Source organism: Azospirillum sp. BE72, from assembly GCF_031455875.1.
GTDB lineage: Bacteria > Pseudomonadota > Alphaproteobacteria > Azospirillales > Azospirillaceae > Azospirillum.
Map to the genome: position 1 here is coordinate 197,591 of NZ_JAVDTO010000011.1, position 14,215 is coordinate 211,805.

Below are 14,215 nucleotides of genomic sequence, written 5' to 3' on the forward strand. Positions count from 1 at the left end.
ACGCCTCAGTCATTCAAAAACGGATTGTACAGCCGCTCCTGCCCGAAGCTGGACATCGGGCCGTGGCCGGGGATGAAGGCGATGTCGTCGCCATAGGGGAACAGCTTGTCGCGGATCGAGGCGATCAGGTCGGCGTAGTTGCCCTTGGGGAAATCGGTGCGGCCGATCGAGCCCTGGAACAGCACGTCGCCGACGATGGCGAGCTTCGACGGCCGGTGGACGAACACCACATGGCCGGGCGTGTGGCCGGGGCAGTGGCGGACCTCCAGCGTCTGGTTGCCGACAGTCACCGTGTCGCCCTCCGCCAGCCAGCGGTCGGGCGTGAAGGAGCGGACGGGCGGAAAACCGAACATCTGGCTCTGCATCGGCATGCCGTCGATCCAGAATTGATCCTCGCGGTGCGGTCCCTCGATCGGCAGCGACAGCTTGTCGGCCAGATCGGCGACCGCGCCGGCATGGTCGATGTGCCCATGGGTGACGAGGATCTTCTCCAGCGTCACGCCCTTGGCCTTCGCGGCGGCCAGAATGCGGTCCAGGTCGCCGCCGGGATCGATGGCAGCCCCCTTCATCGTCTCGGGGCACCAGAGCACCGTGCAGTTCTGCTGGAACGGGGTGACCGGAACGATGGCGTACTGCATGTCCTGTCCTTCTGCGCTTCTTGGGTAACGGTTCGACGGAGGCCGCGCGACCTTAACGCGCCCGCGGCGGCCGTCGCAAACCATTCGCGCAATGCCGGTCGCATTGGGCGGCGATTCTGGCTAAGGTCCGCAGGACCGGCCGGGTGTCACGCCTTTGGGTGGAATACCGGGCCGGTACCAAATGTTAACCACCGAAGCTTTAGATCGGGGCGGTCCCACCAACCGCCGCCGCAAATAATACGGACTCCGCCGGAATGCTGTCGCAGAAAGCCAAATACGCGTTGCGTGCCCTGATCATGCTGGCGGAGAAGGACAATGGCGATCTGATCCTGATCGCCGACATCGCCGAGCGCGAGAACATCCCGCGCAAGTTCCTGGAAGCGATCCTGGTGGAACTGCGCAAGGAAGGGCTGCTGTTCGCCAAGCGTGGCAAGAGCGGCGGATACCGTCTGGCGCGGCCGGCGGCGCAGATCACCTTCGGCGAGGTGATTCGCCTGATCGACGGCCATCTGGCCCCGATCCCCTGCGCCAGCAAGGCCTCCTTCCGGCCGTGCGAGGACTGCATCGACACGGCGACCTGCTCGGTCCGCTGGCTGATGGTCCAGGTCCGCGACGCCACCGCCGCCGTGCTCGACAACCAGACCCTGGCCGACGCGTTGCGCCATCGCCAGTCCACCGGCAACATCGCCGCCAACTTCGACATCTGACGCTGCGGGCCTTCGCCCTCCCATCCTGAAATCGCGTTTGAGGCGATGTTCCCGCGCCCCTATGGTTGGCGGGACCAACATGACTTCAGGAGGGTTGCGGATGTCTGGAGAAAAGGTGGCCGTCGTCACGGCCGGGGGCAGCGGCATGGGGGCGGCCTCCGCGCGCCGCCTGGCGGCCGACGGGTTCAAGGTCGCGGTCCTATCCTCCTCCGGCAAAGGCGAGGCGCTGGCCGACGAGTTGGGCGGTATCGGGGTGACCGGGTCGAACCAGTCCAACGAAGACTTGAAGCGACTGGTCGACGCCACGATGGCGCGCTGGGGCCGCATCGACGTGCTGGTCAACAGCGCCGGGCATGGCCCGCGGGGGCCGCTGCTGGAGATCAGCGACGAGGACTGGCACCGCGGGATCGACGTCTATTTCCTCAACGTCGTGCGGGCGGTCCGGCTGGTGGCGCCGATCATGGTGGCGCAGAAGTCCGGCTCCATCGTCAACATCTCCACCGCCTGGGCGTTCGAGCCGAGCGCCATGTTCCCGACCTCGGCCGTCGCGCGGGCCGGTCTGGCCGCCTACACCAAGATCTTCGCCGACCAGTATGCGGCGGACAATGTGCGGATGAACAACGTCCTGCCCGGCTGGATCGACAGCCTGCCGGCGACCGAGGAGCGCCGCGAGAGCGTGCCCATGCAGCGTTACGGCAGCAGCGACGAGATCGCGGCGACGGTGGCCTTCCTGGCCTCGCCCGGGGCCGGCTACATCACCGGGCAGAACATCCGGGTCGACGGCGGGCTGACGCGGTCGGTGTGACCGGCGCGCGACTCTGCCGAAAACGAAAAAGGGCCGGCGAAGCGCCGGCCCTTCTGTCTTGGGAACTCCCCGCCGCATCAGTCGGCGAACGGGTCCGTCATCAGGATGGTGTCGTCGCGTTCCGGGCTGGTCGACAGCAGGGCGACCGGCGCCTGGATCAGCTCCTCGATGTGGCGGACATACTTGACCGCCTGGGCCGGCAGTTCCGCCCAGGAGCGGGCGCCGCGGGTGGTGTCCTTCCAGCCTTCGAAGGTCTCGTAGATCGGCTCGACGCGAGCCTGGGCGCCGGCGTTGGACGGGTAGTAGTCCAACTCCTGGCCGTCCAGGCGGTAGCCGACGCAGACCTTGATCTCGTCGAAGCCGTCCAGCACGTCCAGCTTGGTCAGGGCGATGCCGTCGATGCCGCCGGTCTTGATAGCCTGGCGCACCATGACGGCGTCGAACCAGCCGCAACGGCGCTTGCGCCCGGTGACGACGCCGAACTCCTTGCCCTTCTGGCCGATCAGCTCGCCGATCTCGTCCTTCAGCTCGGTCGGGAAGGGACCGGAGCCGACGCGGGTGGTGTAGGCCTTGCAGATGCCCAGCACATAGCCGACGGCGCGCGGACCCATGCCGCTGCCGGCGGCGGCGTTGCCAGCCACCGTGTTGGAGGAGGTGACGTACGGGTAGGTGCCGTGGTCGATGTCCAGCATCGTGCCCTGGGCGCCTTCGAACAGGATGCGCTTGCCGGCGCGGCGCAGTTCGTCCAGCTGCTTCCAGACGACCGCGGCATAGGGCAGCACCTGCGGCGCGATCTCGCGCAGGGGATCCAGGATGTCGGCCGGGGTCATCTCCGGCGCACCCAGTGCGCGGAACAGCGCGTTGTGGTGGGCCAGCAGGGCGTCGACCTTCTCGACCAGCACGGCCTCGTCGGTCAGGTCGCACAGGCGGATGGCGCGGCGGGCCACCTTGTCCTCATAGGCCGGGCCGATGCCGCGGCCGGTGGTGCCGATCTTGCCGGCGCCCTTGGCCTCTTCGCGCGCCTTGTCCAGCGCGCTGTGCACCGGCAGGATCAGCGGCACGTTCTCGGCGACGATCAGGTTTTCCGGCGTGACGGAGACGCCCTTGTCCTTGATCGCGTTCACTTCGCGGATGAAGGCCCACGGGTCGAAGACGACGCCGTTGCCGATGACCGACAGCTTGCTCTGGCGCACCACGCCGGACGGCAGCAGGCTCAGCTTGTATTCGACGCCGTTGATCACCAGCGTGTGGCCGGCGTTGTGACCGCCCTGGAAGCGCACCACCACATCGGCCCGGCTGGACAGCCAGTCGACGATCTTGCCCTTGCCCTCGTCGCCCCACTGGGCGCCGACCACCGCAACGTTGGCCATCTCTCGTCTCCGCAAAACTTCGATAAGGAACCGCTCGACCGCCCGATCCGCCGCAGGGCACCATCCGCGCGGCGTGGGGGTCCGTTCACCCTAAAACCGGATCATCCGACCGGCTTGACGTCTCCGCCGGCCAGCCAATGGCCGCACTGCAGCCGCTTGGCTTCGGCGACCGCATCGGCCACCGGGGCGAGCCCGGCCACCGTAACCCAACCCTCGGTCCGCAGCCGGCGCGCCGATTCCCAGCCGGTGCCGTGCGGCACATACACGCGCCCCGGCGCCTTGGCAGCGGGAACTGCGCGCAGCAGCGTATCCATGTAGAGCGTAAAGCCGGTCGCCGGCTCTCCGCGATCTTCGCCCTGGGCGCCGGCGCGATAGCGCCCGCCCTGGCCGAGTTCGCCCGCAGCGCGGGAGAACAGGGTGAAGCTGAGGCCGGTCTGGTATTCGAAACCGCGATGCTCCACCAGATCGACGGTCACCGTCAGGTCGGGCATCGCCGCGCGCAGCAGGGCCAGCGTGTCGGTCAGCCGGCGGCGATCCTTCTCGGCCCCCTCCGGCAGCGGCAGGGCGGCCAGCGCCTGCATGGCGCGGTCCGCAGGACCCGACGCGCTCATCAGCGACTCCAGCAGCGCCCCCGCCGGTCCGCCGACTGCGGCCACCGCGGCGGCGTCCTTGCGGTCGAGCGCCGAACGCAGTTGCCGGATCTCGTCCTCGCCGAGGCCGAGCCCGGCGCAGATGCGCGACACCATTGTGGGAACGCAGAGGTCGACCGACAGGTGCGGCACGCCGATGGCGGTCAGCGCCTGGACGGCGAGCAGAACCACCTCGGCATCCGCCTCCGCCTCCAGCGCGCCGATCAGCTCGACGCCGACCTGGGTGAACTGGCGTTCGGGGCGCAGCTGCGATCCCTTCACGCGCAGCACCTGCCCGGCGTAGCACAGGCGCAGCGGCCGTGCCTCGTTCTTCAGGCGGGTGGTGGCGATGCGGGCGATCTGCGGGGTGATGTCGGCACGCACCGCCATCATCCGCTGCGAATGCGGGTCCATCAGCCGGAAGGTCTGCTTGGACATCGCCGCGCCGGGGCCGGAGAGCAGGTTCTCCTCGAACTCCACCAGCGGGGGATCGACGCGGCGGTAGCCCTGCGCGGCGAATTCCGCCAGCAGGCGTTCGACGGCGGCCGCCTCGTGCGCCGCTTCGGACGGCAGCACGTCGTGCAGTCCGGCGGGGAGCAGGGCGGAACTCAATGCGTCGGCGGGCATGACCAGCGTCGTCTCGTTTCAGGCAGGGGACAGGGTGCCGCGGCGAATGTCGGACACACGGGGCGGGCTAATACCCGACACCCGCGCCGCATGCAAACGGAAAAGCCCCGCGCTTCGGCGGTATCTCCCCTGCGCAGGCGGTGCGAATGAGGAAAACCACGGGATTTTGCCGGCTTTTGCCGGACTAAAGTGTCGCTGCGGATATCGTGGGGGATGTTGCGTTCAGCCGGCGTCCGCCGGTCCGGACTCGTCATCCAGCACGCCCGGCAGGTCCGTTTCCGGCCGGCCGGCGGATGCCATCGCCGGCGACACCACGGCGAAGCTGCTGCCGTCGTTCTTTGGCCGCAGGATGGTCAGCGGCGTGCCGACCACCAGGAAATGGATGATCTCGGCGATGTTGGTGGCGTGGTCGCCGATGCGCTCCAGGTTCTTCGCCATGAACAGCAGATGCGTGCAGGGCGTGATGTTGCGCGGATCCTCCATCATATAGGTCAGGACCTCGCGGAACAGGCTGGTGTAGAGGTCGTCCAACTCCTCGTCGCGCTCCCAGGCGGCGATGGCCTTGTCCACGTCGCGCTCGATATAGGCGTCCAGCACGTCCTTCAGGATGGCTTCGACCAGCCGACCCATGCGCGGAATGCCGGCCGCCGGTCGCACCACCGGCACCTGGGCCAGCGCGAGCGACCGCTTGGCGACGTTGGCGGCATAGTCGCCGATGCGCTCCAGGTCGGCGGAGACCTTCAGGGCCGACACGATTTCGCGCAGGTCCTGGGCCATCGGCTGTCGCAGGGCCAGCAGTCGCACCGCTTCCGCGTCGATGTCGCGTTCGTAGGCGTCGAGCCTGGCGTCTGCCTGCATCACCTGTGAGGCCAGCCCGACGTCGCGGCGCGATACCGCCTTCACCGCGGCCTCCACCTGCGCCTCCGCCACGCCGCCCATCTGGGTCACGAGGTTCGACAGGCGCTGGAGTTCCTGCGCGAAGGAGCGGACGATGTGTTCGGTGCCCATGATCGGTCGCGACGCCCCATTGATGCCCGTCCCAACCGCCGCGACCGGAGCGGTCGCCTGGGCGCGGGACGCGTACAATAGCGTTGGCTGATGACTCCGGAATGGCGGGTTCATTGCGGATTTATGACAATCTCGCGGCGGTTGCAGGGCCGGCGTTACTGACACCGGGATGTCGGGCCGACGTATTGGATTTGAAGTAACTCGGTAACTTCGCTAAAGGGTACACAGCCATATTGAATCCGTCCGCAACAGGCATGCCCCGTTGCATTGACCGGGAGGCCGTTTCCATGTCCGTCGCGTTCCAGATGCCCGCCCGCGCGCTCGTCGCCGGTGCCCTGCTTCTGCTGACTGCATCTCCGGCGGCGCTCGCCGCCGATCCGGCGCCTGCCGCTGCCGGCGCTGCTCCCACCGCGCTGGTCGAGGATGTATCGGACGGCGTCGACGGCGTGCAGCCGATGGACTACCTGACGGCTGGCCGCACATTGGCGCTGAAGTCCGGCCAGACGCTGACGCTGAGCTATCTGGAATCCTGCGTGAACGAGACGATCACCGGCGGTTCGGTGACGATCGGCGCCCGCGAGTCGGCGGTGCAGGGCGGAACCATCGACCGCCACACGCTGCCCTGTGACGGCGGCAAGCTTCTGCTGGCGTCGAACGAGGCGGGCAAGGCGGGGGTGACCGTCTTCCGCAGCGCGCCCATCGCCCTGCCCGGCATGAAGGCGCCGCTGCCCAAGCCGGACTTCACGCTGTTCAAGACCCATCCGGTGCTGATCCTGTCGGCCCCCGGCCCGGTCACCATCGACCGGCTGGACGTGCAGGGCATCGCGTTGACCACGGTCAATGTTCCCGGCACGACGCTGGACACCGCCAAGCAGGGCACCGGGCTGGAACCGGGCGGCCTCTACAAGGTCTCCGCCGGGCAGAAGTCCTTCGTCGTCAAGATCGACGACAAGGCGGTCGCCGGCGGCGGCCCGGCTCTCGGCCGCCTGATCCGTTTCTGACCGGCCGGGCGTGAGGCTGCCGACGATGAAACTGCCCCGGCGCGTGAGGCTGGTCCTGCTCGGCGCCGTCGCACCGGTCCTCGCCGGGCTTCTGGCACTGGCGGCCTCACCGTCCCTGCAGGGACCGTCGATCGACAGCCTCTATTGGCTGCGCGAGCGTCTGCACGGCCCGCGGCCGGCGCCCAACCCGTCTCCGGTGGTCGTGGTCGGCATCGACGAGGAGACCTACCGCCGCCCACCCTTCGCCGGCACGCCGCAGGCGCTGTGGGGGCCGCGGTTGGGCACCGTGCTGGGGGCGATGCTGGACGGCGGGGCGGCGGCCATCGGCCTCGACCTTGTCCACCCGACCTCGGTCGAGACGCTGATCCCCGGTTTCGAACGCGACTATCTGCTGACCCTGCGCCGCGGCGGCAAGGACGGCCGGCTGGTTCTGGCCAAGGTGCAGCACCAGAGCGACCCGCTGATGCCCTATCGCGGCTACATGATCGCCGCCGGGGTCAACAATGTCCGCTCGGTCAATCTGGTCGAGGACCCGGACGGCGTGCTTCGCCGCGTGCCGCTGACGCTGGGCGTGACCGGGCCGGATGGCCAGCCGAAGGCCGAACCGGGCATGGCGGTGGAGGTGGCATCCCGCGCGCTGAAGGCGCCACTGGAGCGGGCGGCCGACGGCTCCGTCTCGCTGGGCGGCTACCGGCTGCCGGGCGGGGAGGGCAACCGGCTGCTGGTCAACCACGCCACGGCCCCCGGCGCCATCCCGACCTATTCGCTGGCCGACCTGTTCGCCTGCGCCGAAGCCGGCAAGGCCGACTATTTCGCCAAGCATTTCAAGGGCAAGGCGGTGATGGTCGGCACCGTGCTGGACGTGGAGGACCGCAAGCTATCCTCCAACCGCTGGGTGACGAAGCCGGAGGGGCTGAACCTGCCCGACCGCTGCGCCCTGCCGGTGATGAGCGACCTGTATGTCGCCGGCCGCACCCGCGACAGCATCCCCGGCGTCTACATCCACGCCGCCGCCATTTCCAACCTGATGACCGGCGACGCGCTGGCCGAACTGGGCAAGCCGGCCGCCGCGGCGCTGGTCCTGCTGCTGGCCGGGCTCGCCGCCCTGGTGACGCTGGCCGCTCGCCCGCCGGTGGCCGCAGTGGGCCTGATCCTGCTGCTGGCCGGCTGGAGCGGCGTGGCCGTGGAGGCCTTCCAGGCCGGCATTGTCCTGCCCTATCTGCAGGCGGCGCTGGCGGCGGTGCTGGTCTTCCCGCTTGCGCTCGGTTTCCGCTTCGCCGTGCTGGACCGCGACCAGCGGCGCATCCGCAACGCCTTCAAGCTCTATCTGCCGGGCTCCCTCATCGACGACATGATCGCATCGGGCCAATCGCCCAGCCTGGGCGGTGAGGAGCGCGACCTGTCGATCCTGTTCTGCGACATCGCCGGCTTCACCAAGATGTCGGAGGGGATGGAACCGGAAGCCCTGGTCACCGTGCTGAACCGCTATTTCACCGTGATGACCGACATCATCGAGGCGCATGGCGGCTTCGTCGACAAATACATCGGCGATGCCGTGCTGGCGGTGTTCGGCGCCCCCTATGCCATCGACAACCATGCCCGCGCCGCGGTGGCGGCGGCGCTGGCGATGCGTCAGGCGATGGCGGACGACCCGACCTTGCTGGCGACCTCCAGCGGGCGCGGCTCCAACCGCATCGGCATCGCCACCGGTCCGGCGCTGATCGGCAACATCGGCTCGCCTCGCCGCTTCAACTACACGGTGATGGGCGACACGGTGAACCTGGCCTCCCGCCTTGAAGGGGCCAACAAATACTACAACACCGCTCTGATGGTCAGCGGCGAGACCGTGCGCCACCACGGCGATCCGGACGCCTTCCGCGCCCTCGACATCGTTCAGGTGGTCGGCCGCAGCGAACCGGTCGAGGTGTTCGAGCCGCTCTCCGGGGCCCGCCGCGCCGATCCGGAGGACTGCGCCCAGCGCGCCGCCTATGCCGCTGCCCTCGACCATTGGCGTGCCGGCCGCTTCGAAGAAGCGGCATCCGGCTTCCGCGCCTTGGTGGCTGGCGACGGCGCCGCGCTGGCGATGCTGCACAAGGCGGAAAAGCGCGTCTGCCATCCCGCCGATCCCGGCTGGGCCGGCGTGACCGCGCTCACCGACAAGTAGCTTTCAATCAGCCCTGAAGCCGCCCTTCCCAGGACCGCGATCTCCGCCATGCCCCGTTCCGTTCCCTGTTCCGCCCTGCGCCTTGCCCGCCTGTCCGCCCTGCTGCTGGCCGGCGCCGCCGTTCCGCTGCCGGTGCTGGCGCAGTCGGTTCCGCCGGTTCTGCCGCCCTCGCTCGACCCCAACCGGCTGGAGCAACGCTTCGAGCGTCCGGTCCTGCCGCAGTCCGTCCCGGAAATCGAGATGCCGGAGCCGGAAAGGGCTCCGCCGCCCCGCGACGCGGAACGCATCACGCTGACGCTCAACGAGATCCGCATCGACGGCAACAGCGTCTATGACGCCGACAGCCTGTCTGCCCTGTGGCGCGACAAGCTGGGCAAGCCGGTGACGCTTGCCGACTTCTACGCCATCCGCGACGCCATCACCGCGCGCTACCGCAACGACGGCTATGTGCTGTCGCAGGCGGTGGTCCCGGCCCAGCGCATCCGCGACGGCATCGTCCGCCTAAAGGTGGTGGAGGGTTATGTCAGCGACGTGGTGGTCCAGGGTGAGGCGGCCGACCGGCTGGACCTGCTGCGCCGGATGGGGGAAAAGATCAGAGCCTCCCGCCCGCTGCGCATGGCGGACATGGAACGCTACGTCCTGCTGGCCGACGATCTTCCCGGCGTGGCGGTGAAGACGGTGCTGGAGGCTTCTCCAGATACTCCCGGCGCCTCGCGCTTGACGCTGGCCCTGGAGCGCACGCCCTTCAATGGTTTCCTGTCGCTTGACAACCGTGGCACCCGCTCGGTCGGGCCGATGCAACTGACCGGCGTCGCCAGCGTCGAGGACCAGCTCGGCCTGTTCGAGCGCACCACCGCCCAGGGCATCGTCACCCCGCAGATTCGCGAATTGCGCTTCTTCGACGTCAGCCAGCTGGTGCCGGTGGATGCCGAGGGCACGACCATCGAGTATGGCGCCCGCCGCTCCTGGTCGGAGCCGGGCGACAGCGTGCGTCCGCTGGAGCTTTACAGCCTGACGAGTTCCGCCCGCATTGCGGTGGCGCATCCCTTCATCCGCAGCCGGGCGCAGACCCTGCGGGCCGGCGTCAGCTTCACCATCCGCGACAGCCGCACAGACGTGCTCGGCGACAAGCTCTCGCAGGACCGGCTGCGCATCGTCGGCGCCAATATCTCCTACGACTTCGCCGACGGGTGGGGCGGCACGAACCTGCTGACGGCGGAGTTGTCCAAGGGCCTGGACATCCTGAACTCCACCTCGTCCGGCAGTGCCAACCTGACGCGCAGCGGCGGGCGCAGCGATTTCCGCAAGCTGCTGGTCTCGGCCCAGCGCAACCAGCCTCTGGACGACTCGCTAATCCTGGCGCTATCCGGCGAAGCGCAATACAGCCCCGATCAATTGCTGTCGTCGGAGGAATACGGTGTCGGCGGCAAGCAGTACGGCCGTGCCTTCGACCCGTCGGAACTCACCGGCGACAGCGGCTTCGCCGGCCGGGCGGTGCTGCAATATATCCTGCCGGTGCAGGAGGAGGGGCTGGATTACGCCATCGCCTATGGTTTCGGCGACTACGGTGCGGTCTACAACTATGAAGGCGGCACGCGCCATGGCCGCCGCTCTCTCGCCTCGGCCGGCGCCGGCCTGCGTTTCGGCGTGTTCCGGCGGATCGACGGCAGCGTCGAGGTGGCGAAGCCCTTTATCGCCACGCCCCTCAGCACGCAGGACCGCGCTCCACGTGTTTTCTTCACCCTGTCGACACGGTTCTGATCGAAACAAACGCAAATAGCCGCGCGGAGGGCCCGTCAGGGTCTCCGCACGGCATTGCTTTTCCGGCAGCGGCTTGCCGTCAGATCAGTTCGACGCGTTGCGCGACCGGCGCATCTTCCGACCCGACTGCCAGATACCGTACGTCTTCGCCGTCGGCGACGATGTCCAGGCCGGACTGACGCAGGGTGGCGCGGTCGAAATAGACGGTCGCCCCGTCTTCCCACGGTTCGATCAGGCCGGACTGGCTGTCCAGGTTGTACCAGCGCACGGTGCCGTAGGCCATGGTGGCGGGCCCGGCGGGCTCGGCTTGACGCTCGCGGCGTTCGCGCTGCGGCTTGGGTGCACGGACGAGGGGCTCGCCGCCATCCTCGGGCTGGGCCGACGGCTGGGTGGCCGAGGCGGTGGGGCGAGGCGGTCGCTGGTTGCGGGCCCGCGGCGCCGGCGGGGTTTCCGGCGGCGTCGCGGAGTGGATGGCGACGACCTGGGGACCCTTGGCGCCCTGGGCCAGATCGCAGACGACCGTCGTGCCCTCGACCGGGTTGGGCAGGGAGGCGGCAGCCAGGACCGAAGCGTGCAAGAAGGCCTCGCCGGACCCATCGGCAAGGCGGACGAACCCAAAACCCTTTTCCGGCTTGAACCACTTTACCGTCGCGGTGACGTTCGTCGCAGTGACGTTCTTCAACTCTTCGCTCAAGACAGGTCCCTTTCACGTCCTGTAGGCCGGGGCGGGCGGTCCTGACGCTGAACTGGGCGCGGCTCCGCTGAATGACCAAGAACAAGACCCCGGCGGGCACAAGCTTATCATAAAATTCCAGAAAATGACCAGCGCGGTGAGGCCCTGTAATGCATCCACGATGCACACCGGAGGCGGGCTGCCCACACGCACACGTAAAACGGGAATCTCTGGCCGGAAGTTTGGGTGATCACCATGGTTGGTCGTTCCAAACAAAACCAAACATGAACCTCCGCAAATTTGAATAAGGTTTCGGTTTACATGAAGCCGATCTTGCAGATCGCACCTGTCCATCAGAGGTACTAAGCTCGTAAATAAAATTTTAACTAAAAAATTCGACTTATGCCTCCATCAGAACGGAGGATCAACTGATGCCGACCACCGACCAGACCGCTTTCTTCGTGTCCACCAAGGGCAATGACAGCTGGTCCGGGCGGCTCGCCGCTCCCAACGCCGACCGCACCGACGGCCCATTCGCCAGCCTCGAGAAGGCACGCGACGCCATGCGGTCGAGCGATATCGACACCGCCTATGTCCGCGGTGGCACCTATCGCCTGGACAAGACGCTCTCCCTCGACGCCCGCGACAGCGGCCACAGCTTCGTCGCCTATAAAGGCGAGACGCCGGTGCTGAGCGGCGGGGAACGGGTGACCGGCTTTGCCAGCGAGGGCAAAGGCCTCTATTCGGCCAAGCTCTCCTCGGCCAACGGCCTGGACGTCAGCATCGGCGGCGTCCGTCAGCATGCGGCCCAGACTGGCAACTTCGACCCGGCCGCCCCGGCGACCAGCGGATGGCACGTGCTGAAGGCCAATTCCACGGGCGCCAGCAAGACCAGCTTCAACTTCTCCGCCGGGGACATCCCGTCGGGCCTGAAGCCCCATGCGGGTCTGGTCGTCCAGACGCTCGACACGGAAAGGTTGAAAGACGACATCTCGCATGTGAAGTCGATCGACCAGTTTCATCACACGGTTACGCTCGACGATGCGGCTTCCTATGGGCTTCGCACCGGCGGCACCTACCGGGTGATGAATGACGCTTCGCTGATCCGCGACGCCGGGGAATTTGGCTGGCGCGCCAGCGATGGCAAGCTGGTGGTGAAGCCCGAGGACCCCGGCAGCTTCCAGTCCGACGGCGTCGTGGTCGCCCGGCTCGGTTCGCTGATCAAGACCAGCAATGCCAGCAACCTCAGCATCGAAGGGCTGACCTTCTCCGACGCCCGTTATGACGGTGCGGCGATCTCGATGCAGGGCGGACAGGGCAATTCGGTGGGCGGCAACCACTTCGTCAATGTCGGCACCGCGGTCTCGCTCGACGGGACGGACAACAGCCGTATCGCCGGCAACCATATGGAACATCTCGGCGGAGATGGCGTATCGATGATCCACGCCGCCAACGGCAACCGCATCTACGCCAACACCATCGAGCATATCGGCCAGATCAGCAAGGGCGGCGCCGGCATCGGTGCTGCCGGCAGCAGCAACACGGTGGTCAGCCACAACGACATCACCGATGCCCCGCGCTACGGCGTCTCGTTCAAGGAATGGGACGACGGACAGCTGAACCGCAAGAACATCGTCGAGTTCAACAAGATCCATCATGTCGGGCAGGAGACCGCCGACGGTGGCGGGATCGAAATGCTCGGCCGCTCCGCTGCCGACATGGGCTCCGTCATTCGCGGGAACGAGATCGTTGACACCGGCGGGCTCGCCACCGATGGCAAGGGAAACTGGCTGACCGATCACAAGGGCTGGGGCATCTCGCTCGACGACCTGACCAGCGGCGTGAACGTGCGCGACAATTTCGTGAAAGGCTTCGCCTGGGGCGGTATCTACGTCCACGGCGGCGACAACAATCTGCTGGAGAACAATTTCGGCGTTGCCAGCCGTCCGCAGGACGCCTTCATCCGCCTGGAATGGGTTCCGAAGGCGGGCGACGAGGCGCGCCCGCACGACAACACGGTGATCAACAATCTGGCTGCCGGCGACATGCCGATCGAGCAATATTGGAAGCTCCTCAGCCCCGGCAGGCTGACCATGGACGGCAACCTTGCCGCCAATGGGCAGGCTTACGGGCCGAACGACGCCGTGTTCAACCCCGGCTTCACCGACAGCGCCCGCGGCGACTACTCCCTGAAGGAAGATGCGGCGGCGCTATCCCATGGCATCCACGACCTCAGCTGGTCCTCGATGGGCGTGGACGGCTATCAGGCCGACAGCAGCATGACCCAGTTCTGGGATCACGCCGCCTGACCAAGGCCGAGGGGCGTCGGCCGACCACTGGCGCCCCCCGGGTCAGAACCTCTGGTCAGAAAAACGTCATCCCGCTGAAAAAAGTGCTTGCGCGGTTTGGGGTGGGCCGCATATAAGACGCCTCCCGACGCGAACGACGCCGGCGCCGCCGAACCGGCAGCGACCGACACGCGAACGGGAAGCCCGACAAACCGGCGCTTATCACCTGAACCCCAGAGGTTCGGTGGAGCTTTCGGTTTCTGCATCGGGCGGGTTCTTTGACAAGTTTATACCGTGTTGTGAGAAGGGATGCGCAGGCGGCGGCAGTTGGTAGCCGTTGCGGCCTTGGGGTGTTGGGTTTCCGGACGGGGATCGGCACATTGAGGATCGTCTGTGCATCTTTTGATCAGAGAGACTGTATCAGTATCGACGTTTCAGGAGATCGCTTCAGGCGGTCCTGTCAGTCGTCAGCTTCGGTTGGCGATCTGAACCTGAGAGTTTGATCCTGGCTCAGAACGAACGCTGGCGGCATGCCTAACACATG

General features: G+C 67.3%; 11 protein-coding genes. 6 read left to right on the forward strand and 5 right to left on the reverse strand.

The genetic code is table 11. The annotated features are described in order from the left end of the window. Nucleotides 1-5: 5 nt before the first annotated feature. Nucleotides 6-638, reverse strand: coding sequence for an MBL fold metallo-hydrolase (locus J2Y49_RS22950; RefSeq protein ID WP_310117313.1), 633 nt, complete (start codon nucleotides 636-638; stop codon nucleotides 6-8). Nucleotides 639-892: 254 nt separating this feature from the next. Here J2Y49_RS22950 and J2Y49_RS22955 point away from each other — a divergent pair, with 254 nt between their 5' ends. Further along, nucleotides 893-1,345: an Rrf2 family transcriptional regulator gene (locus tag J2Y49_RS22955; RefSeq protein ID WP_149225602.1), complete on the forward strand. Its 453-nt coding sequence runs from the start codon at nucleotides 893-895 to the stop codon at nucleotides 1,343-1,345. Nucleotides 1,346-1,445: 100 nt separating this feature from the next. Further along, nucleotides 1,446-2,150 (forward strand): SDR family oxidoreductase, encoded by a 705-nt coding sequence (locus J2Y49_RS22960; protein WP_310117314.1) that lies wholly within the window; start codon nucleotides 1,446-1,448, stop codon nucleotides 2,148-2,150. A 77-nt stretch (nucleotides 2,151-2,227) separates the two neighbouring features. On the opposite strand, the gene J2Y49_RS22965 is transcribed toward J2Y49_RS22960, so the two are convergent. The 3 genes from J2Y49_RS22965 to phoU form a co-directional block, all read right to left on the reverse strand. After that, on the reverse strand, nucleotides 2,228-3,520 hold the full coding sequence (locus J2Y49_RS22965; protein WP_310117315.1) for an adenylosuccinate synthase: 1,293 nt from the start codon (nucleotides 3,518-3,520) through the stop codon (nucleotides 2,228-2,230). Between the two features lie 101 nt (nucleotides 3,521-3,621). Next, nucleotides 3,622-4,776 carry an ATP phosphoribosyltransferase regulatory subunit gene (locus J2Y49_RS22970; RefSeq protein WP_310117316.1) on the reverse strand — a complete coding sequence of 385 codons (1,155 nt, stop codon included), beginning with the start codon at nucleotides 4,774-4,776 and terminating at the stop codon, nucleotides 3,622-3,624. Between the two features lie 222 nt (nucleotides 4,777-4,998). Continuing rightward, entirely contained in the window at nucleotides 4,999-5,784 is a 786-nt protein-coding gene (gene phoU, locus J2Y49_RS22975) for a phosphate signaling complex protein PhoU (protein WP_310117317.1), read from the reverse strand. Nucleotides 5,785-6,071: 287 nt separating this feature from the next. On the opposite strand from phoU, the gene J2Y49_RS22980 reads away from it, so the two are divergent. Genes J2Y49_RS22980 through J2Y49_RS22990 form a run of 3 tightly spaced genes read left to right on the forward strand, consistent with a single transcriptional unit; the run spans nucleotide 6,072 to nucleotide 10,710 of the window. Beyond that, nucleotides 6,072-6,785: a hypothetical protein gene (locus J2Y49_RS22980; RefSeq protein ID WP_310117318.1), complete on the forward strand. Its 714-nt coding sequence runs from the start codon at nucleotides 6,072-6,074 to the stop codon at nucleotides 6,783-6,785. 25 nt (nucleotides 6,786-6,810) lie between these two features. Continuing rightward, on the forward strand, nucleotides 6,811-8,949 hold the full coding sequence (locus J2Y49_RS22985) for an adenylate/guanylate cyclase domain-containing protein (protein ID WP_310117319.1): 2,139 nt from the start codon (nucleotides 6,811-6,813) through the stop codon (nucleotides 8,947-8,949). Nucleotides 8,950-8,997: 48 nt separating this feature from the next. After that, nucleotides 8,998-10,710 carry a ShlB/FhaC/HecB family hemolysin secretion/activation protein gene (locus J2Y49_RS22990; RefSeq protein WP_310117320.1) on the forward strand — a complete coding sequence of 571 codons (1,713 nt, stop codon included), beginning with the start codon at nucleotides 8,998-9,000 and terminating at the stop codon, nucleotides 10,708-10,710. Between the two features lie 79 nt (nucleotides 10,711-10,789). Here J2Y49_RS22990 and J2Y49_RS22995 read toward each other — a convergent pair whose 3' ends face one another. Continuing rightward, complete coding sequence (locus tag J2Y49_RS22995; protein ID WP_310117321.1) at nucleotides 10,790-11,404, reverse strand: cold shock domain-containing protein; 615 nt, start codon at nucleotides 11,402-11,404, stop codon at nucleotides 10,790-10,792. A gap of 410 nt (nucleotides 11,405-11,814) precedes the next feature. Here J2Y49_RS22995 and J2Y49_RS23000 point away from each other — a divergent pair, with 410 nt between their 5' ends. After that, a complete protein-coding gene (locus tag J2Y49_RS23000) occupies nucleotides 11,815-13,692 on the forward strand; it encodes a right-handed parallel beta-helix repeat-containing protein (protein ID WP_310117322.1) in 1,878 nt (625 codons plus the stop codon). The last annotated feature ends 523 nt before the right edge of the window (nucleotides 13,693-14,215 follow it).